The organism is Streptomyces sp. NPDC058653 (assembly GCF_042716895.1).
Lineage (GTDB): Bacteria > Actinomycetota > Actinomycetes > Streptomycetales > Streptomycetaceae > Streptomyces.
In genome coordinates, this window is sequence record NZ_JBHXRM010000018.1 from 91,921 (window position 1) to 110,582 (window position 18,662).

Here is an 18,662-nt window from a genome sequence, read left to right on the forward strand (position 1 = left end):
CTTCTAGGGCGTCAGAGGTGCGCGTTCGCCGGCCGGGGCGGGGAGGGCTGGATGGTGGTGAACAGCCGTGGGCTGGGCGCGGAGAGGGCGACGTGCCCGCCGGGGACGGCGGCGCGGGCCTGTCGCTCGAACGTCTCGCTGTCGGCGAGCCATGTCCGGATCGCTGGCAGGACCGCGGTGCCGAGCGTGCTGCGCACCTGCGACCACTCCTGCGCCGACAGGTCTGCGGGGATCGAATACAGCTCCGCGCGCAGGGCGTTGAACTCGTCCCAGGCGTTCTGGCTCTCGGCGAGTGCGTCGCGCAGCCGGGACAGTGCACCGGCGTCCTGCGGCCACGGACTGGCCGTGGGCCGGCACCGGGCGAGCAGGAGCGGCGCGTGCTGGAGGACGTCGCGGAAGGAGAGCCAGGCGTGGTCGGCGAACGCCCGCTCCATCTGGGCGTGGAGCCGTGAGCCGGCGTGCGGTGTGCCGTCACCGGGCCGGTGGGACGCCTTGATCGTCTGAAGTGTTTCGTGCTCCGGACGGATCCGGTTCAGTGCGCTCATGACCGTGTCGAGCCGCCGCTGGTACAGGGCCCGGCGGTAGTTCCGCAGGGAGGTATGGGCGACGGCTCGTGCGGCACGGTCCACCTCGGCGAGCAGCACGATGCTGCGCGGCGCGTTCGGCTCCTCCCAGTTGGCGTCGTAGTCCTTGGTGGCGAAGGCGCCCACGAGATAGCCGGTGGCGTGTCTGGGACGCTCGATCAGCAGCAGCTCGGTACCGGCGTGGTTGCTCAGCTCGACCGCGCAGGGAACGTGGTCGTGGAGCATGGCCTTCAGGAGGTCGCCGCTGTCCCACAGCGAGCCGATGAGGTCCTCCTGCCAGTGCCGGCGGTGGTAGGTCTTCACCGTGGCGCTCCACTCGCCGGGCAGCCGGGCGGCGATGTCCGAGCCGATGTCGCCGAGGTAGGGGCGGCTGCTGATGGTGATGCTCGCGCCGTGCTCGTAGGCGTGGTGCACCAGGGCGTTGGCGGTGGCGCGGGCTGCCCGCGTCTGATGCAGCAGGGCGGCGAAGGCGCCGCCGGGCAGGGGGCTGAACCCGGCTTCCCGCAGGGCATCTTGGGCCTGAGGGAACCGTGCCCCGGACGGGACGCCGACGAGGCCGTGGGTGCGGCTGGTCGAGAGGATGATGTCCGCGATGGCCGGGTTGTTCATACCAGCACTCCTGCGCCAGTCTCCAGCCGCCGGTCACCGAATACGGGCTGGGACGGGTGGTCGCGCAGGGCGGAGCGCAGACTGCGGCCGTACTGCCAGGCGTGCTCCCGGGCCGCCGACTCCAGCTCGTCGTACCCGGGCTGGGTAGTCATCTGGCCTGGGTGTTTGCGGTACCGGTACACGGGGACCGGCAGCAGGATCCCAGGAGCGAGATTCGATATGCCGATGGCCGTCATATAGTCCTCGCCCTGGACGAGGCCGCCCATCGGGGCCGCGCGCACCAGATCGGTGCGGGCGAGGATGGTGGTCGGCCCGATCGGGATGGTGTCCGCCGGGGTCTTCCAGTACGTCCACACGTCGCCGGCCTCGTGCTGTCCCGGCGGGGCGGGGCATTCCCAGAGGGTGGTCGAACCGTCGGGGTGGAGGTCCTGACTCCAGCCCGCGCACCAGCCCACCCCGGCCGATTCCAGGGCGGTCAGCCGCACGGACATGGCGTCGTCGGTGAACTCGTCATCGTCATCAGCCCAGTTGACGTACTCGGTGCGGACGTCGTTGAGGGCGAGGTTGCGGGCGCAGGCGGCGCCGACGGGGCGGGGCAGGGCGAGGATGCGCATGCGCGGATCGGCCGCGAGCGGCGCGGGCAGACGCTGAGGGGCGGCACCGTCGATCGCGATCACCGCCTCCCACGGGACGGTCTGCCGGGTGAGGCTTGTGTGCATGGCGGTCAGATAGTCGAGGCGGTCCTCACGCAGACGGGTGGCGATGACGACCGTGATCAGGGGCGTGGGCAGGAGAGCACTCCGGTGCTGTGGAAGGGGGTTACCGGCTGGGCGCAGGGCCTGCGGGCGGGGAGTTCGGCGGGGCCGGGGGAAGATCGGACGCCGCCTTGGGCCGGTCGTGCGGAGGGGTGTCCGGTGACGGGGCGGGGTCGTACTTGGCGCGCAGGGCCTTGAGGTCGGCTTCGTTGGCGAGGCCGAGTACGGACAGGCTGCGGCTGGCCGCTTCCAGCAGCTTTTCGGGGCGGGGTTCCGGGCTCTGGGTAACTGCGGGGGTTGCGCCAGTGGGCGATGTTCGTGAGGAGGTCGCTCATCGTGCTCAGGGCGGGTTGGGCGGCGTCGATGAGGTGTTGGGTGATGGCGCTGACCTCGGCGGGTGTTTCGGCGGCGGCGAGCGCGGCGAGGTACGGGGCGGGGTCGGGTGTCGGGAGGGGCTCGGCGGGGAGCGGGTGTTTTTCGAGGAACTGCTCGGCGTCCCGGCGTGCCCAGCGCAGCAGGTCGCCACTGGTGGCGAGGCCGAAGTGGGCGGCGGCGATCTGCTCGGCGTCGCGGCCGGCGTTGTCGTACAGCTCGAAGTCGGGATGAGTCAGGGGAACTTCCTTTTCTCAGTGGAGGTACGGTGCGTGCCCGGATGAGGGGCGCGTAGGGAGGCCGTCGGCAAGGGGGAGAGTGTTGCGTGTGCTGGGTGCCGGTTGTCCTGTCCTGGCAGTGGGGCTGTTGCGGCGTACGGCGGCCAGGGCGTGCTGGTAGCGGGGGAGCAGGCGGCGGGCCACGGCTGCGGCGGCGCGGGCCGGGTCGCCGGGTACGGCGATGCCGTTGGGTTCGTCCACATCGTCGAAGTAGTCGATCTCGACACTGGGTTGAAGTGGTGTGACGAGGAACTGGCCACGTTTGAGGGGGCGTTCGATGATGTACAGCCGTTGCCCGTGGGAGCCGTTCAGTTCGGCGTCGTGGCGGAGGACGAATTCGCTGACGGCCCAGTGGACGTGCCCCAGGTCCCACACCGGGCTGCCGAGCGTGAACTGGTCCCGGTAGGTGGCGTGCTGGTGGTAGTGGCTGGTCCAGGTGCCGGGCAGGCGCGCGGCGAGGGCGGCGGCGAAGCCGGACAGTTCCGTCGGGTGGCGGGTCACTCCGGTCACCTGCCGCGGTGGAAGGTGAGCGTCACCCGCCGGTTCCGCTTCCGCCCGGCCTCGTGGTCGTTGTCCGCGACGGGCCTGGCTTCGCCGTATCCGCGGGCGGTGAGCCGCACCTTGTTCGGCAGGTGCCGTTGCAGTACGCGTGTGACGGCGTCGGCGCGCTGCTTGGACAGGGTGAGCCCGTGGGCGGCGGAGCCGAGGTTGTCGGTGTGTCCGGCCACAGCAACGGCGCTCGATCCGGCTTCCCGGATCGACCGGGCCGCTTCGGCGATCCGGCGCTCGGCGCTCGCGGAGAGACGCGCGCTGTCCTTACCGAAGAGGATTCCGGCGGAGAGCGCGACCTCCACCCGGTCGCCGGTTTCCTCCCGGCGGACCTCGGAACTCCCGGTCACCGTCGAGATCTTGTGCACCACGCTGATGACCCGGTGGGAGGGCGCGGTCGCGGCAGGATCCGCGCCGGCCGCGTGCGCCGGGCCTCCCGCCACTGAGGTGAGGAGTACCAGGCCCAGTCCCACCGGAGTTCGCTGCCTGGGAACGAGATTGCTCATCGGGCCGCGCCGAGGGGGATGGTGGCGTTGGGGAACGTCGGCAGCTGGAAGTCGACGCTGCGCACGTTGTCGGGCGGGGCGGGGAACTGCGCGAACACGGGCACCATTTCACCCGCGTCGAGGGCGCGCAGGGCGGTGGAGCACAGGCACCCCCCGGCGGTGTCGCGCAGGACGTAGTACCGCAGGGAGTTCGCCGTATCGGTGAGGGTCGCGCCGGCCAGGCTGTGCATCCGGCCCGTGATCGAGGCGTCGGTTCCGCCGTACGCGCTGATCCCGAAGAACCCCTTGGTCCCGGTGTTCTTCAGCGTCGCGGAGACGGTGACGCTCTTGCCCGACGCGGAGCGCTCGACCCCGGTGATGGTCAGGACGATGCTGTCCCGCCCGGTCACCTGGGCCAGGACACGGTCACCGACGTCGTCCGGACCTGTCGTCCGATCGGGGGCGGATGGCTGCTCGGGTTCCGGGGCGGTGGTACGGGACTCCGATGCCCGGTCCTTCTGCGGTGCGGAGGTGTCGTCGGCGGAGCAGGCGGTCAAGGCCAGGGCAAGGGTGCTGGTGGCGAGGACGCCAGCGGTGCGGAGGCTGTTTCGTATGGTCACGGTGGGTGTGGTTCTCCGGTGGCTGGTCAGCGGGCCGGGGTCGGCCCGGACGGTGTAAGCGGTACTTGCGGCAGCGTGGTGGCCGTCGCGTGAGCGGCTATCTCCGACGGCCTCGGCGGACGACGGGGACGGTCGTTGAGCAGGTCGGCGTCGTGGCTCATGCCCTCGGCGGCGACGTCCAGTTGGGCGCTCGCAGCGTGGAGGGTCTTCTCCAGGCACTGGAGGGTGTGCTGGACTGCGGCCTGCTGTTCGTCGGTCGGTTCGTACGCGTCGAGGGTGTGCAGGGCGCCGAGCTGGGCGACGGCCTGCCCGAGGCCGGCGAGGGCGAGGCCGACGGGAATCGCGGCGCGTGCCACCGCGGCGGTGCCACGGCGCAGTTCCGGCGTGTGCTGGTGAGGGTGTCGGGCGGTTTCGTCGAGCTGCCACGTCACCGCGTAGGTCAAGTCGTCGAGCAGTTCCGCGAGGTTGGACGTCTCGTCGCCGAGTCTGCTCTGCAGGTGCCCGGCGGGTGTGGAGGCCGCAGCGGCGACAGCACGGGCACGGTCCCTGAGGCGGGTGGCCAGGATCCGCAGGTGGGCGGGATTGTCGAGATCCAACGGGAAGACACTCCAGGACACGAAGGGGTCAGCGGCCGTGCCCCCGGTTCGAGGAGGACGCCGCCGGGACGGGAAGCGTGGTGAGAGCCGAAGGCGCGGCCGGTGCCTGCGCGGTGAGCAGACGGTGTGCGTCCGCGCGGAGTTGCCGGGCGGCGGCGAACAGGTGGGCACGCGCCTGGGTGACGTGGACGCCCAGTACCTCGATGGTGTGCTGGAGGTCCTCCGCGTGCCTGGGGCCCGGTGGGCTGTGGGCGAGGTGGTGCAGGTGCCCGGTGGCGGTGACCGCTTCGCCGAGCGCGGCAAGGGCACGGCCGGTGGGTGTGGCGGCGTGGGCCAGGGCGATGGTGCCTTCCCGCAACTGTGCTGTGTAGCGGCCGGGGTACCGGCGGGCTTGGCGGTCGCGGGTGGCGACGGTGTGGGCGAGGTAGGTGAAGTGGCGGGCCAGGTCCCGGATCGCGTCCTCCAGGTCCTCGGTCGTACTTGACCGTGAGGTCGGGTGGATCTGGGTGACGAGCGGGAGGCGGTCGGCGATGCCCGCCAGTTCGTTCATGACCATGTGCAGGTGGCCGGCCTCGTCGAAGTCGACGGCCAGGGTGACCTTCTTCGGTTCTAGGGAACTCCTCGCGTCCGGTGAGCACGCTCGGCGTCGGCCTCTAGCGACGTCGGCCGGATACGTTCGTCGTCGGCGCAGGCGTCGGCAGGGCGCAGGCCGACGAGTGCGTGACCCGGACGGAGCGTTCGGGGGGAGGTGTGGTGAGGGCGCGCATCCGGTCGACGGCGAGGTGCAGGTCCTCGTTGAGCCGGCGGATGTCGACGGCGGCTTCCTCGAAGTCCTGGGCGAGGTCGAACCCGTCGTCAGCGTCGGACTCCTTGGCCTTCTCGCCGGCGGCTTCGAAGAAGTCCGCGAGGCGTTCGAGGGCGCCGTCGACCCGGTCAAGAATCTGGTTGACCAGTTCGGCGGCCTGGGTGTAGGACTCGGTTCCGTTGAGCCGGTCGGTCAGGGCAAGGATGTGCCGTCCGTGCTCGCTCACAGGCCGGGGAGGTGGGCCTGGCCGTCGGCTTCGGTCCAGCCGAAGGCGACGCGCTCCAGTTCGCCGAGGTACTTGATGCCGGTGTGGACGCGGAAGGCGTCCACGCGCAGGTCGGCGTACTCCTGGATCTCGGAGTCGGCTTCGTCGACCCGTGCACGGTTGCGCCGGGACAGGCGGCTCCACTGCAGGACGTCGGAGTCGGTGGCGCGGTCCATCTACACCCAGATCCCGTTGCCGAGCTTCAGGATGTCCTGCGGGTGGAAGAGGGACCCGTTGCGTCTGCGGCGGGGGTTGCGGTGTTCACCGAAGCCGGTGACCAGGCTCTGGGCGAGGGTGTCCAGGGCGGCGGCCCTGATACCCGGATCGAGATCATCACGGGCGAGCTGCTCACGTACCGCGTCGGTGAGCTGGTTCTTGTGGAACCGCCCGTCGGCGTCGGTGAGAGCGACCGCGCTCTGCTCGACGATGCCCCGCAACTGGATGAGAGCGGGGGCTGTCACGGCAGGTCACGCTCCTGCCAGACCTGGTCCATCTCCGTCAGCGCGGTCATGGCGTGCGCGATCGTCTCCCGGGTGATGGGCCCGGACCCGGCGTACGCGGGGTCGTACCGGGCGAACGTACGGGTGCCACGCGCCTGGGCGAGCGGGGGCACCAGCTCATCCAGCAGGCGGGTGGCGACCCGGCGCTGCCGCTTGTCCTCCTCCACGCGCTCGTTGCGCTCCGCCCACGCCCCGGCCAAGGTCAGCGTGCCTTCGACGACACGTTCGGCCAGCTCCGGGTCTTCTTCCCGCAGCCGGTTGAGCTGGACCTCGGCGGAGTTGGCCTTGGCCTTGTTCTCCCGCGCGACGGTGTACGCCTCGTCCAGGCCCATGGAACCGCTGATGACCGGGTCCACGAGATCGGGGGCGTGCCGCAGGACGGTGCCGGCCCGCCCGATCAGGGCGAGCGATATGCCTGTTTCTTCTCCCAGGGAGCGCGCGGTCTGTTCCGTTTCGGAACGCGTGGTCTGTTCCGACTCGGAACGGTCAATGCCGCGTAGTTAAGCTTTCTGGTCGCAGGTCAAGCCGTTTTCTGCGAGCGGTTGGGGTGAGCGGCCGGGGAGGTGCACAAAATGCTGTGAGGGGGCTTCTCGCGGGGGTCTAAGATCCTGGTATGTCACATCCCGCCAACCCCTCTGCAAGCGTTCCGCCTCCCGACGAATCGATCATGAAGCGCCTCGGCTACATACGGCTGCTTCATCGGCAAGCAATAACGCAGTCGTACGCGCCCGCGCCTCTTAACTTCTCAAGCGTCCTTCTGTTCCACGACGTAATGGAATATTTCTTCATCGTGGCTGTTGCGCATCTCGGCGACGAAGGTATCGATCTCGACATACCGTTCTCGAAGAATGTCAAAAAGCTTCGAGCGGCAGACGGTAATCGTCTGTCATATATCGATGCCGTAAGGAGAGTTGGCGACTATCGCAACGGATTTAAGCACGGTGGATCTATCCCGGGGGTCGATCAAGTTGAGGAAACACGTCGTGACGTGACCTTGTTCCTCGAAAACAATTGCCCTCGGCTTTTTGATATCGATTTCGCCGATATCTCCATGTTGCATATCGTGCCTCAGCAAGTAGTGCGCGGCCATTTGAAGACCGGGCGTTCAGCGGTTGATGGTGGTGATATCCAGGCGGGCATGGCTAAAGTGGCACTGGCGTTTGATCACCTAATGTCTGAGTGGGGTAATGGAAAGTATCTACCAGGCTCAGCCTTTGGCACCCAACGGTTCGACTTTAGTGGGGGTTACCACAGCTCGGGCCGGCGTGTCGAGGTATTTCCCACCCCGTCGAACTCAGACGTTCGGAGTGCAACGAACAGCCTCGCTTCCTCTGCGAACAAGGCGATGGATGATTTTGACGTACAGCTCGAAACGCTGCGCCACGTGTTGCGCCTGCAAATCGCCGGTATAGACATGGCAGGCTATGCGCGCTTCGCAATGATCACCCCACACATTTCGATGTCCATGAACGGTCAGCGCGATACCGTCGATGGGGAAGGGCAGCTCCACTACACGCCCGAGAACTACGACTTCTGCGAGATGTTCGTTGTCAAGTCTGCGCTACAGCTCGGCGAGAGCGACTTCGCGATCTGGATGCCGCAGACGTACGGCGACTGGGATCGGGCAAGAGAGGCAATGGATGCCAACGGCGGTCGTCTGCCTGACGACATGCAGTAGTGCATCGCATTCGCTCCCGACATGATCTTGTGGGGTGCGCTGGTCGAGCGTCGCCGGTATGACGCTCAATGCTATGTAGGTTGAGGACTGCCGAGTCGGGTCAAGCCAGTTGCGGTGTATGGCAGTTGTCGTGGGCGGGGCGACGGGGCCTCTGGTAGTCAGGGGTGATCCGTCAAGATCAGTCCGAGCTCCGAGGTTCCGTTGCGCCGCCAGGCTGCCACCAGCACTCTCTCCCGATCTACGATCGTCGCTGAGGGGATCTTCGCCCCGGGGCATCTGGGTGAGTTGACGAAGTACCTTCCATTCGAGCTTGTCGATGATGCGCTCACCGAGACCGGGAAACTGCAGCGTCGGCTGCGAGCCCTGCCCTCGCGGGTGGGCGTGTACTTCCTGCTGGCGCTGAGGCTGTTCCCGCATCTGGGCTACGCCAATGTCTGGGCAAAGCTCGTCGCCGGCCTGGACGGAGGCCGCCGGGTGTCGCGCCCTCGGAGAAGGCGTTGCGTGACCTCCGCAGACGGCTGGGCGCGGCGCCGTTGAAGGCGCTGTTCGAGGTGGTCGCCGGGCCGCTGGCGCAACCGCGCACGCCCGGGACGTGCTACAGGATCTGGCGCACGGTCGCGTTCGACGGCTGCAGCTCGATCAAGGTGCCGGATCTGGAGCGCAACCGCGGCTGGCTGGGCCGGGCCAAGGTCCACCTAGGGTGGGCCGGCTACCCAACGCTGCGGCTGATGACGCTGGTCGAGACGGGCAGCCGTGGCCTGCTCGGTGCCGCCTTCGGCCCCAAGTCCCCGGGCGAGGCGCACTACACGCGACGGCTGCTGCACCTGCTCCGACCGGACCTGCTGGTACTCGCCGACCGCGGGTTCGACGACGGCAAGCTGCTGGCGCAGTTCGCCGACAGCGGCGCGCAGTTCCTTGTCCGCCTCACCTCCCAGCGCCGCCTGCCAACCACCCACCGGCTGGCCGACGGCTCCTACCTGGCGCGGATCCGCTCCGTCACGGTCCGGATCATCGAGGCCGACGTCACCGCGTCCTGCACCGACGGCAGCCGCATACACGACGGATACCGCCTCGTCACCACCCTGCTGGACCCCGACCTCGACCCCGCCCCCACGCTGGTACGCCTCTACCACGAACGCTGGGAGATCGAATCCGCCTACTACGCGCTGCGCCACACCCTGATGCAAGGCCGGGTCCTGCGCTCCGGCGACCCGCACGGCATCGAACAAGAACTCTGAGCACTGCTGACGCTCTACCAACTCCTGCGCACCGCCATGGTCGACGCCGTCGAATCGGCGCCCGGCATCGACCCGGACCGCGCCAGCTTCACGGTCGCCCTGGAGGCAGCCCGCGACCAGGTCGTGGCCGCCAACAACATCCCCGGTGACGGTGGCAACCTCGTCGGCCGCATCGGCCACGCCGTCCTGTCCCACCTGCTCCCCGCCCGACGCCCGCGCATCAGCTCCCGCAAGGTGAAGTCCCCCATGTCGCGCTACGCCAGAACCGACGACGGGCGACCCCTGACCAGCACGAACATCGACTCCCTCACCATCAACGTCCACACATCGCAACCGACCACCCGCCCCTTCATCTCCCGCCGCCACCCCTTTCCACCACCGCCACCCCGCCCACGCGCCCCACAATCACCAACCCTCATCGACCGCGCTGTCGGCTTCCTCAACGACGCTCCCGCACGTCGATCCCACGCTCTCCCGGTTCGACGGCACTCTCACCGTCCTGCGATCCGCACCGGAACACTCCTGGACCGCCCGAGAGATCGCGCCCGCACTCGGCATCACCAACATCAATGCCTTCGCCTCCCAACTGAACTTATGGACACGAACCCGCCGGATCAGCAGAACCCGCAGAGGCGCATACACCCTCGTGGTGCGCCCACCTCAACCACCCACAGAAAGCCGCTTGACCTGCGACGAAAAGCCTTAACTACGCGGCATTGTCGGAACGGTCGTCGTGTTCCGAAACGGAACGGGCCTTGACGGTGATCATCGCGGCTTGGCCTCTGGTCAGGCTGCGGCGTAGGAGGTTGAGGGAAAGGATGTAGGCATCGGGGGTGCTGCCCTGGTAGGTGATGAAGTCCGGTTCGACGGAGGCGAGTTCACACGCTTTGAGCCGTCCGCGTCCGTCGAGGAGGAGTCCTTGGCGGTCGAGGACGATGGGCTGGTGAAGTCCGTTCTCCCGGATGTCGTGAACGAGGGCGTTGAGGTCGTCCTCGTCGAGTACGGGGAAAAGGGCGATGGTCGGGTGGAATTCGATGGTGGCGCTCCAGGTGTTGCGGGGAAGGGGTTTTCGGCTCGCCGTTGGTGCGGGTCGGCGGGAGGAACATGGTGGTCAGCGGTGGCGGGTGTCCGAACCGGGCGCCGGGGGCGCCGGGGTCTGCCGCCGGGAGGGTGCGGGGAAGAACTGGTGGAGGTCGAGGTGGTTGTTGATTTCTTTCGCCGAGGCGCCCAGTGATTCCGAGGTGCGCCGCAGGTAGGCGCGGGCGGTGGCGTGGTCGATGACCATGCGGTGTGCCCTGTAGTGCCGGTTGGTAGTCCCCGCGGGCAGGGGCAGGGAGAGCGCGGTCTCGGCGGTCTCGGCGAAGTGCGCCGCTGAGTGGCTCGACATGGTGGCCGCTGTGGCGAGGTGGGTGAGGACCGCTGGGTCGGCGCGGGTGGTGCTGTGAGGACTTTGGGCGAAGTCGGCAGCCAGCCGCACCACGTCGCGGGTAAGGTCCTGTGCGGCGGCGGCGTGCTGGATCAGGTCGGCGTACGCCGGGGTGTTCGGGACGTGACCGGTGTCGTCCAGCAGCTGCCACTGCTCGGCGGCGTCGAGGAGCTTGGACTTCATCCCGTCGAGCACGCCGATAAGGCGCAGCGCTTCGCCGCGGGGTATCAGCTGGCGCTGGACATCAGAGTTCATCAACGTGCGGACCTTTGTTTACGGGCCGCCGAGTTCGTTCAGGGCCCGGTGCATGGGGGTAGGGCTTCAGTTTTCGTGAACTCGGCGCTTTTTCAGTGCATGCGGGCGTCGGTGTCGAAGAGCGCCAGTTCGTGGGGGTGGAGCTGGTGTTGGACGATGAAGGACCGGCCGGCGACTTTCCACAGGCCCCTGCCTCGGTTGAGGTGGGCGATGGCGTCCATCTCGACGCCGGTGAGGCCCAGGAGGGAGGCGGCGGCGTGGAGCTGGTCGGTTTCCTGGCGGTAGATGATGCGGGTGGAGCAGTCCGCGAGGAGCCCTTCGGCCAGCGCGCGGCCCTGTGATCCGGCGTCACCCGCGGTGAGGAGGTCGGACAGCCGGTGGATGACCATGAGGTTGGCGATGCCGAGGCCGCGGGAGAGTTTCCACTGGGCCTGCATGCGCTGGAGCAGGCCGGGGTGGCGCATGAGGCGCCACGCTTCGTCGTAGACGATCCAGCGTCTGCCGCCGCCGGGGTCGGTGAGGGCGGATTCCATCCAGGCGCTCGCGCAGGTCATGGCGAGGACGAGGGCGGTGTCGTCGCCGGAGCCGCCGAGCCGGGACAGGTCGATGGTGAGCATCGGCGCGGCGGGGTCGAACACCACGGTGGAGGGGGCGTCGAACATGCCGGCCAGGTCACCGTGGACCAAGCGGCGCAGGGCGTGGGCCAGGTCGCGGGCCGCGTCGCCGAGGTGCCCGGACATCATCCCGGCGGCCTCGTCCAGCCCGGTCGGGTTGTTGAGGGCGGTGGCGATGTCGCCGAGCACCGGGACCCGGTTGCCGCAGGCGGCGTGGGTGACGACGGTGTCCAGCGCGACGTCGAGCGCGGTGTGCTCCATCGGCAGCAGGTCCCGCCCGAGGACGGTCCGGGCCAGCGAACCGAGCAGCAGCAGACGCCGCTTGCGGATCTCCTCCGCCCAGTCCGCCTCCGCGACGGTAGCGGGTCGCGGGGCCGCGTCCAGCGGGTTCAGCTTGCCGGGCAGACCGGGGCCGAGGGCGACGGACGTGCCGCCCAGTGCGCTTGCGACGGGTGTCCATTCGCCTTTGGGGTCGCACGGGACGTAGACCCGGTAGCCGAACGCCACGCTGCGCAGCGCGAAGGACTTGGCCAGGGCGCTCTTGCCCTGCCCGATCACCCCCGCAAGCAGCACGTTGGGGTTGGTGAAGCCCTCGATCTTCCCGTAGAGGGCGAACGGGTCGAACACGAAGCTCGCTTCGGCGTGGACGTCGCGGCCGACGTAGATGCCTTCCGCTCCGAGTCCGCCCTCGGCGAGAAAGGAGTATGCCCCGGCGGCGACGGCGGTGGTCATCCGGTGGGCCGGCAGGCGCAGCCGGTTCCCGCGAGCAGAGCTGGGTCCGGGGCGTCCGCCCGGCGGATACAGGGGTGCGGGGTTCTCGTTCTCCGCCGACGCGGTGCCCGCCGCGTTGGCGGTGGCTTCGGTACGGGCTTTGGCGGTGGCTTCGGCGAGCCGGCGCCGGGCTGCTTTGCGGGTGGCGCGGTCGGTGCCGTGGGGGGTGAACAGCGGTGAAGCGGAGGCGCGTCGGGCGCGGCGGTGGTTCATCGGGCGCAGGTGGAGGTGTGGCCGTGGAGCGGGGTGTTGAGGTCGGCGGGGGTGATCTTGCGGCGGATCGTATGCCCTGCGGCGAGGTGTCGCTGGCAGATGGTCAGCACCGGAGGGCCTTCCGGCAGCCGCTCCGGATGGCACTCGGTGTTGTGGGGGAGGAGGTGGAAGGCATCGTGGACGGCGGTCGTTGCCTGCCACAACCGTGTGTGGGCGGTGGCCAGTTGACGGCCTGCGGCCGGGTGGGGCGGACGCGTTGTCTCCGCGAGTTGGTTGAGGAGTCGGTGCAGCGCGGTGAGATGGGCGTGCAGGACGTCCAGATGCGCGCGCCCAACTGGTTGCGACGGCACGGCTCGTTCCTGGGCGCGGGTGTGGTGGCGGATGCCGGAGGTCGCGGCCCGCAGGTAGGGATGCGCGTCGTCAGCACGCGGGGGAGAGGTCAACGGGGTTCCTTCCTGCCGGAGGGCAGGGATATCGGCGCTGGCGGACCGGTGCCGGGTCGTCAGAGGGCGGTGCGGGCCAGGGGGAGGGCGGCGAGGGTGAAGGCGTCGGGCTGCTGGAAGTTGAGCCGTCTCAGGTCGACGCCGGCGGTGACGGCGGCTGTCTCGATCTGCGCGCACGCCGCGTCGAGAAGGGCGTCGGTGTCGGCGGTGACGGTGACCAGACCGGTCAGGGCGACATCCGCGTGTCCGGCGATGAGTTGGCGTTCGCGCTGTTTGACGTCCGCGTATTCGACGGAGTCCTCTTCGCTGTCGACCTGCCCGCGGCGGGTGCGTTCGTTGGCGTCGGCGATGATCGCTGACTTCTTCCGCTGGACGTCTCGCAGCGCGGATTCGAGTCCCTGGGGCACGTAGATGAGGGACAAGGTGCGGCGGATTCCGGCGGTGAACATCAGCCCGTGGAGGAATCCGGCGCCCATTTCGGTGCGGGGCCAGTTCTCCACCCAGTACGTCGTGTGGCGGGCGCTGTCGGTGGTCAGCCGGTCGTACTCCTCCACCTGAACGACCGGGCCGGAGGCTGCCGGGTCAGCCTCCGCGCGGCCGGACTGCGACCACTGCTGCAAGGCGGACAGGGCTGTGGGGTCGTAGGCGGTGCGGATGACGGCCGCGATCTCCCGCGCGCTCAGCCACCCGGTGACCATGAGTCCGGCGTTGCGGGCGGCCTGCGCGATCGAGGAGGTGGTCTGCTCCATCACGGTGAACGCGCCGGGAAGTCCGCCGCCGGCCTGCGAGATCAGGCGCCGGGCGGCCTTGAGGCCGAGGCTGATGGCGAGGTAGGTCTCGTGCGGGGCGGCGGCCGGACCGGCGGCGCCGACGAGTTCGGCGTATACCTGCCTGGCGACCGGTGCTCCGGCCTGGCCGTGCTGGGTCCAGTGGCGGGTCAGGGTGTCGCCGGAGTCGGGGACGGTCCGCTCCAGGACCTGCACGGTGGCGACGTGCCCCGTGCGGGCGATACCGGCCAGGGTCCGTCCCCAGCCGTTGACCTGGTGATTCTGGGTGGCCGGGTCGAGCAGGACGAACGCACGAGATGAGACGCGGGCAATCGCGGTCAGGGTCTCTGCGTGCGGGTCGTGGACGGCGGCGGCGCCGTTCGCGGAGTCGCCCGGGGTGACCACCCGCAGCGAGGCGGTGGTGCCCGGCAGATGAAGGACGCCGTCCCGGCGGGGGCGTGTGACGGGGCGGGCGAGCCACAGAATCTGGCCGGTGTGGCGGCGGTACGCGTAGCGGGCGACGACCGGCGCCCAGTCAATGAGCGGGCGGCCGTGCCGGCGGATCATGACGAGTGCGGCGACCGTGGCCCACAGGGGTGTCAGGACCAGGGCGCCGAGGAGCCCGGTGGAGACCACCGTCACCAGCAGCAGCGCCAGCGCGGTCGAGGCGAGGACGAGTTGGGGCAGGGAGAGGCCGAGAAGAATCCCGCGGCGGGAGCGGTGCGGAAACTTCACCGTGACCGGAGCGACGGAGGGAACAGACACGTGGCAGGTCCTGGGGCAGGGATCGGGCCTGGGGGCGGGACGCGCTCAGCACGTCCCGCCCTCCGAAGCGGGGATGGTCAGGGGCCGGCCGGAGGCGGTACGGCGGTACCGGTGTTCCCGACGGACTGTGACCCGGGGGACGGCGGTGCACCCTGGGGCGGCGGGGTCGTAGTCGGCGCCGCGTCTGGCCAACGGGGCGTGGCGCCTGCTCCCGAACCGCTGCCCAGTCCGCCGCTGCTGTCGTCGGCAGGGCTGGTCGGCGGGGGCTGAACGGCCTTCTCCAGGCCGGACTTGAGCGCGTCACCGCCCGGCGAGAGCCCCGTCCCGCCGCTGTCCTGACCACCGTTGCTGCTGGTGGAGTTGGTGGCGATGTCGCCGGGGAATCCCCCACCACTGCTGGAGGGGTCGGGTCCCTGGGCGGCACCCGCTTCGGCTCCGGCTGCCGCGCCGCCGGTCGCGGCGGTCGTGGCCAGCGAGGCGGCCTTCCGCGCGGCCTTCTCGGCGTGCTGTTTGGCGAGCTGGGCTCCGGCTCCGCCGGCGCGGTGGATCGACTCGCTGTCGGCGCCTTCGGCCGCCCAGTGCACGAACTTGAACGTCGCGTACGGGCAGAGCAGGACCAGGATCATGATGACGATGCCGGACATGACGTCCGCAAACGCGGCCATGCCGTCCGTGGAGTCGGTGTTGCCCATCGCGGCGATACCGAGCACGAAGATCACGGTCATCAGGAGCTTGGAGACGACGAGGGTGGCGGTGGCCTCGATCCAGCCCCGGCGCCAGCGGCGTGCGGCTTCCCAGCCGCCGCCGGCCCCGGCGAATACGGCGAGGGTGACCATGACGAGAATGCCGACCTTGCGGACCATCATCACGCACCAGTACAGAAGTGCGCCGATCGCGGCTCCCAGGGCGGTGATGCTGGGGATCATCCAGCCCAGCCCGGACAGCGCTCCGAGCTGGCTCACCTTGACGATGCGCCGTACGGCGGTCTCGATCGACAGGTTCGCGGCCTTGAACAGGCCGTCGGAGAGGGCGTCGACCACCTCGATCGCGACCGTCGTGAGAGAGATGGCGCAGAACGCGAACAGCACCCCGCCGGCCGTGCCGGTGACGGCCTGGGCCAGGGCCTGGCCGTCACGTTTGATGGCCGCACGCACGAGCTGGGCGCAGAACGTGGCGACCAGGACGGTCAGGCCGATCGGCAGCAGCATCGCGTAGTTGTCGCGGAACCAGCCCGCGTTGAGATCGGGGGTGGTGGTGGCGTTGACCGCGGTCGCGGCGAGGTCGGCCGCAGCGGCGGCGAGTTCACCGGAACTCTTCGCGACCCAGTCGCCGATCGCCTTGCCTGGATCGGAAGCGAAAGTGGCCGCGTCCCCTACGGCGCACAGCGTGTCCGTCAGCGGAAGGTCACAGAAACCCACGATCGCTGTCCCTCCTTCCTACGTGTTGGCTGGGCGGGGTCACTGGGTGACGGTGGGAGCGAGGGCGGCCAGGGTGCAGTCGTGGTCGGGCCGGCATTGCACGGCGAGCGTCACCGCGCGCTCCTCCGCCCCCGCACCGCCCTTCGACCACCCGATCCGCTGGGTACCGTTGACGGTAACGACGTAGATGTACGCCTCGGTGATCGCCGACGGATCATCCGCGAGGGCCTGCTTGAACGCGGACGGGAAGTGGCCCTCGGCAACCGTGGAGGTCGCGTACTGGTCCTGATCCTCCAGGCGCGACCACAGCAGCGGATCGGGCACCTGCCCGGCAACGGACGCCCAGTCGGCGTACTCCGTCTCCTCGGTCATCCACTTCCGCATACCGGCGAGTTGCTGATCACGGCTGGTCGTGCGGGTGTCGTAGGACCAGAGCATCAGGGCTGCGGCTTTCGCGTATGCGATGGGCTCAGCGATCTGTGCAGGCGCGGGCACCGAACCCGGTCCCGTTCCCTTGCCGTCCGGCTTCGGTGTTTCCGGCGAGGCCAGGGCACTGCTTGTCGCGGTAGAAGAGCGAGGGGTGTTGTGCTGGTCGGCGCGGCCCGTGAACCACGCGACAGTCCCGGCGACGGCCAGCAGCACGGTGATGACGAGCGCCGCGACGAGGATGCGCCGGTTGGCCGACCAGCTCACGCCGTATCGGTCGAGTGCGGGGAAGCGATTCAGTTTCACTGGACCTGCTCCCCCAGCGCGGAGAAGAACTCCACGACCCCGTTGGCCGCGCCGAGCCCCAGCGCGGCGCCGGCCGCGACGACCGCGCCCTTCTTGCCGTTGGCCTCGGCCTGATGGCCGCCGGAATGATGGCCCCAAGCCCACACACCGAGCGAGACGGCGAGCGCGCCGACGACGGCGACGATCCCGAACAGGTTGATCGAGTTGACGACGTTCTTCAATACCGCCAGGCCCGGCAGACCACCGTCCGACGGGGTGATGCCCGGGTCGTACGCCAGATGCCGCAGACGATCAGCGAGGAACAGGGGAATGGCGAACTCCTTGCATACGCGGGCCAAATGAGACCGGTGGAGGGGAAAAGGCGAGGGCGGTCGCCGGGGGGGGGAAAAAGGGGCCCCGCTAGAGCAGTGCCCGGATGGAGTACGGCGTCAGAGGACGCGGCGGACGGCGAGGATCGTCCAGTTCTTCAGCGGTGTGATCCGTACCGGCTTGCCGGTCCTGGGCGCTTCGATGACGAGTCCCTCGCCCATGTACAGGCCGACGTGCTCGGGCCGCGAAGCGGTGCCGCGGCTGAAGATCAGGTCACCGGGCTCCAGGGCCTTCGCCGGGACGGCTTTGCCTTCGTTGACCTGGGTGTAAGTGGTGCGGGTGAGGGTGACGCCGGCGTGCTTGTACGCCTGCTGCATCAGGGAGCTGCAGTCGCAGCGGCCCATCGGATCGGGTCCGTGCGCATAGGTGCAGGTGCCGCCCCACTGGTAGAGCGTCCCGAGCCGGCCCATCGCCCACCGGATCGCCTCGCGGGCCTCGGCCCGGGCGTCCCGGGGGATCGTGTATCCCTTCGGCACGCTGCCCTCGGGGATCCGCCCGTACCCGGAGCCGTCCTCGCCCGGCTCACACCTAGAGACGTCCGTCTCCCCGGTCCCGTTCTTGTCGGTGTTGGGGAAGGTGTCGGCGATGGCCTTCTGCAGGGCGGTCGCGAGATCCTCCCACTGCGCGTACGCGTCCGGGTGTCCGGACTGCTGCACGGCCTGGGCGGCCTGGGTGACGGTCAGCTGCTCCCAACCCTTCACCTTGAGCAGGCGTTGGTAGAACTTCTCGCTGGCGTGGACCGGGTCACGGATCTGCTGTGCGGTGCCCCAGCCCTTGGACGGGCGTTGCTGGAACAGGCCGAGCGAATCGCGGTCGCCGGAGGCGAGGTTGCGCAGGCGGGATTCCTGTATCGCGGTGGCGAGCGCGACGATCTGCCCGTGCTTCGGCACCTTGAGGCCGATGCCGGTGGCGACGATCTTCTGGGCGTTGGGGACCTGCTCGGCGGGCAGGTCCAGGCCCGGGATTTGCACGGTGTCGCTGTTCGCGCCGTCGAGGAGCTCGGTGATCTTGCCGGTGTCGATGGTGTCGGCGCATCCGGTGAACTGGCCGCCCTCTTGCGCGGCTTCGCCGGCGGAGGCCGCCATCAGGGCGGCGCCGGTTAGGAGGAGAGGGGAAAGGCAGAGGACGCCGATACCGGCGGCTACTCCCTTCAACCCGGCCCGTTCTGCGAGGCGTTCGGCAGGAGGGTGGTCGGGGGCGGGCAGCGAGACGTCACGAGACCGTCCTTGAGTGGTGTGCGTTGGCGGGGGGATTGGGTGGCCGGGCGCACGGGGGCGTCGGGCGAGAAGGGCCATCGGCAGGGTTCCTGTGCCGGGCGGTTCAAAAACTGTAGGCCCGGATCGCCGGTCGACCAAAAAGTCGACGTGAGGGGCCGGAATCCGGCCCCTCAGTGACGCACTTTTTGGTCGACCGGCGTTTCGCCTCTACAGTTTTTGGATTCCCCTCGCCCTTCCTGTCTGCCGCCGCGAGCTATCGCGTTCCCCTTTCGGCCTGCCGGTCTGCCCTTGTGCGACGGGAATCCTCACCCCACCTTCCCACCCGAATCGAGGTTCCT

At 69.2% G+C, this 18,662-nt stretch carries 24 protein-coding genes; 4 read left to right on the plus strand and 20 right to left on the minus strand.

The window, feature by feature from the left end; all coding sequences use genetic code 11:
- Positions 1-11: 11 nt before the first annotated feature.
- Entirely contained in the window at positions 12-1,193 is a 1,182-nt protein-coding gene (locus ACFWU9_RS17610; protein ID WP_384319216.1) for a hypothetical protein, read from the minus strand.
- Positions 1,190-1,972, minus strand: a complete 783-nt coding sequence (locus ACFWU9_RS17615; protein ID WP_384319350.1) for a glycosyltransferase family 2 protein — start codon at positions 1,970-1,972, stop codon at positions 1,190-1,192. The genes ACFWU9_RS17610 and ACFWU9_RS17615 overlap by 4 nt, the downstream gene beginning before the upstream one ends.
- 281 nt (positions 1,973-2,253) lie before the next feature.
- On the opposite strand from ACFWU9_RS17615, the gene ACFWU9_RS17620 reads away from it, so the two are divergent.
- Complete coding sequence (locus ACFWU9_RS17620; protein WP_384319218.1) at positions 2,254-2,604, plus strand: hypothetical protein; 351 nt, start codon at positions 2,254-2,256, stop codon at positions 2,602-2,604.
- On the opposite strand, the gene ACFWU9_RS17625 is transcribed toward ACFWU9_RS17620, so the two are convergent.
- The 9 genes from ACFWU9_RS17625 to ACFWU9_RS17665 all read right to left on the minus strand — a co-directional run bounded on the left by ACFWU9_RS17625 (position 2,575) and on the right by ACFWU9_RS17665 (position 6,774).
- The gene (locus ACFWU9_RS17625) at positions 2,575-3,099 is read right to left on the minus strand and encodes a hypothetical protein (protein WP_384319220.1); all 525 of its coding nucleotides are present in this window, start codon (positions 3,097-3,099) and stop codon (positions 2,575-2,577) included. The two genes, ACFWU9_RS17620 and ACFWU9_RS17625, sit on opposite strands and share 30 nt — an antisense overlap.
- A 5-nt stretch (positions 3,100-3,104) precedes the next feature.
- Entirely contained in the window at positions 3,105-3,653 is a 549-nt protein-coding gene (locus tag ACFWU9_RS17630; RefSeq protein WP_384319222.1) for an OmpA family protein, read from the minus strand.
- Positions 3,650-4,252, minus strand: coding sequence for a hypothetical protein (locus ACFWU9_RS17635; RefSeq protein ID WP_384319224.1), 603 nt, complete (start codon positions 4,250-4,252; stop codon positions 3,650-3,652). The genes ACFWU9_RS17630 and ACFWU9_RS17635 overlap by 4 nt, the downstream gene beginning before the upstream one ends.
- Before the next feature lie 26 nt (positions 4,253-4,278).
- On the minus strand, positions 4,279-4,848 hold the full coding sequence (locus ACFWU9_RS17640; RefSeq protein ID WP_384319226.1) for a hypothetical protein: 570 nt from the start codon (positions 4,846-4,848) through the stop codon (positions 4,279-4,281).
- A gap of 28 nt (positions 4,849-4,876) precedes the next feature.
- Complete coding sequence (locus ACFWU9_RS17645) at positions 4,877-5,398, minus strand: hypothetical protein (RefSeq protein WP_384319228.1); 522 nt, start codon at positions 5,396-5,398, stop codon at positions 4,877-4,879.
- 103 nt (positions 5,399-5,501) lie between these two features.
- Positions 5,502-5,879 (minus strand): hypothetical protein, encoded by a 378-nt coding sequence (locus tag ACFWU9_RS17650; RefSeq protein ID WP_384319230.1) that lies wholly within the window; start codon positions 5,877-5,879, stop codon positions 5,502-5,504.
- Positions 5,876-6,094: a hypothetical protein gene (locus tag ACFWU9_RS17655; RefSeq protein WP_384319232.1), complete on the minus strand. Its 219-nt coding sequence runs from the start codon at positions 6,092-6,094 to the stop codon at positions 5,876-5,878. Before ACFWU9_RS17655 ends, ACFWU9_RS17650 begins: the two co-directional genes overlap by 4 nt.
- Entirely contained in the window at positions 6,095-6,379 is a 285-nt protein-coding gene (locus ACFWU9_RS17660; RefSeq protein WP_384319234.1) for a hypothetical protein, read from the minus strand.
- Complete coding sequence (locus ACFWU9_RS17665; RefSeq protein WP_384319236.1) at positions 6,376-6,774, minus strand: hypothetical protein; 399 nt, start codon at positions 6,772-6,774, stop codon at positions 6,376-6,378. The genes ACFWU9_RS17660 and ACFWU9_RS17665 overlap by 4 nt, the downstream gene beginning before the upstream one ends.
- Positions 6,775-7,031: 257 nt before the next feature.
- On the opposite strand from ACFWU9_RS17665, the gene ACFWU9_RS17670 reads away from it, so the two are divergent.
- The 3 genes from ACFWU9_RS17670 to ACFWU9_RS17680 all read left to right on the plus strand — a co-directional run bounded on the left by ACFWU9_RS17670 (position 7,032) and on the right by ACFWU9_RS17680 (position 9,334).
- Complete coding sequence (locus ACFWU9_RS17670) at positions 7,032-8,096, plus strand: hypothetical protein (RefSeq protein WP_384319238.1); 1,065 nt, start codon at positions 7,032-7,034, stop codon at positions 8,094-8,096.
- Positions 8,097-8,381: 285 nt separating this feature from the next.
- Positions 8,382-8,633, plus strand: coding sequence for a transposase domain-containing protein (locus ACFWU9_RS17675; RefSeq protein WP_384319240.1), 252 nt, complete (start codon positions 8,382-8,384; stop codon positions 8,631-8,633).
- Positions 8,594-9,334: a transposase gene (locus ACFWU9_RS17680; RefSeq protein ID WP_384319242.1), complete on the plus strand. Its 741-nt coding sequence runs from the start codon at positions 8,594-8,596 to the stop codon at positions 9,332-9,334. Before ACFWU9_RS17675 ends, ACFWU9_RS17680 begins: the two co-directional genes overlap by 40 nt.
- Positions 9,335-10,040: 706 nt before the next feature.
- On the opposite strand, the gene ACFWU9_RS17685 is transcribed toward ACFWU9_RS17680, so the two are convergent.
- The 9 genes from ACFWU9_RS17685 to ACFWU9_RS17725 form a co-directional block, all read right to left on the minus strand.
- Complete coding sequence (locus ACFWU9_RS17685; protein ID WP_384319352.1) at positions 10,041-10,370, minus strand: ParB N-terminal domain-containing protein; 330 nt, start codon at positions 10,368-10,370, stop codon at positions 10,041-10,043.
- Positions 10,371-10,445: 75 nt separating this feature from the next.
- Positions 10,446-11,015, minus strand: a complete 570-nt coding sequence (locus ACFWU9_RS17690; RefSeq protein WP_384319244.1) for a hypothetical protein — start codon at positions 11,013-11,015, stop codon at positions 10,446-10,448.
- 92 nt (positions 11,016-11,107) lie between these two features.
- Positions 11,108-12,613 carry a VirB4 family type IV secretion system protein gene (locus ACFWU9_RS17695; RefSeq protein WP_384319246.1) on the minus strand — a complete coding sequence of 502 codons (1,506 nt, stop codon included), beginning with the start codon at positions 12,611-12,613 and terminating at the stop codon, positions 11,108-11,110.
- The gene (locus ACFWU9_RS17700; protein ID WP_384319248.1) at positions 12,610-13,056 is read right to left on the minus strand and encodes a DUF6238 family protein; all 447 of its coding nucleotides are present in this window, start codon (positions 13,054-13,056) and stop codon (positions 12,610-12,612) included. Before ACFWU9_RS17700 ends, ACFWU9_RS17695 begins: the two co-directional genes overlap by 4 nt.
- 59 nt (positions 13,057-13,115) lie before the next feature.
- Positions 13,116-14,588, minus strand: coding sequence for an SCO6880 family protein (locus tag ACFWU9_RS17705; protein WP_384319250.1), 1,473 nt, complete (start codon positions 14,586-14,588; stop codon positions 13,116-13,118).
- A 77-nt stretch (positions 14,589-14,665) separates the two neighbouring features.
- Entirely contained in the window at positions 14,666-16,006 is a 1,341-nt protein-coding gene (locus ACFWU9_RS17710; RefSeq protein WP_384319252.1) for an ATP-binding protein, read from the minus strand.
- A gap of 39 nt (positions 16,007-16,045) precedes the next feature.
- Entirely contained in the window at positions 16,046-16,738 is a 693-nt protein-coding gene (locus tag ACFWU9_RS17715) for a hypothetical protein (RefSeq protein ID WP_384319254.1), read from the minus strand.
- Positions 16,735-17,049 (minus strand): DUF6112 family protein, encoded by a 315-nt coding sequence (locus ACFWU9_RS17720; protein ID WP_364955827.1) that lies wholly within the window; start codon positions 17,047-17,049, stop codon positions 16,735-16,737. Before ACFWU9_RS17720 ends, ACFWU9_RS17715 begins: the two co-directional genes overlap by 4 nt.
- Before the next feature lie 117 nt (positions 17,050-17,166).
- A complete protein-coding gene (locus ACFWU9_RS17725; RefSeq protein ID WP_384319256.1) occupies positions 17,167-18,261 on the minus strand; it encodes a C40 family peptidase in 1,095 nt (364 codons plus the stop codon).
- Positions 18,262-18,662 lie beyond the last annotated feature (401 nt).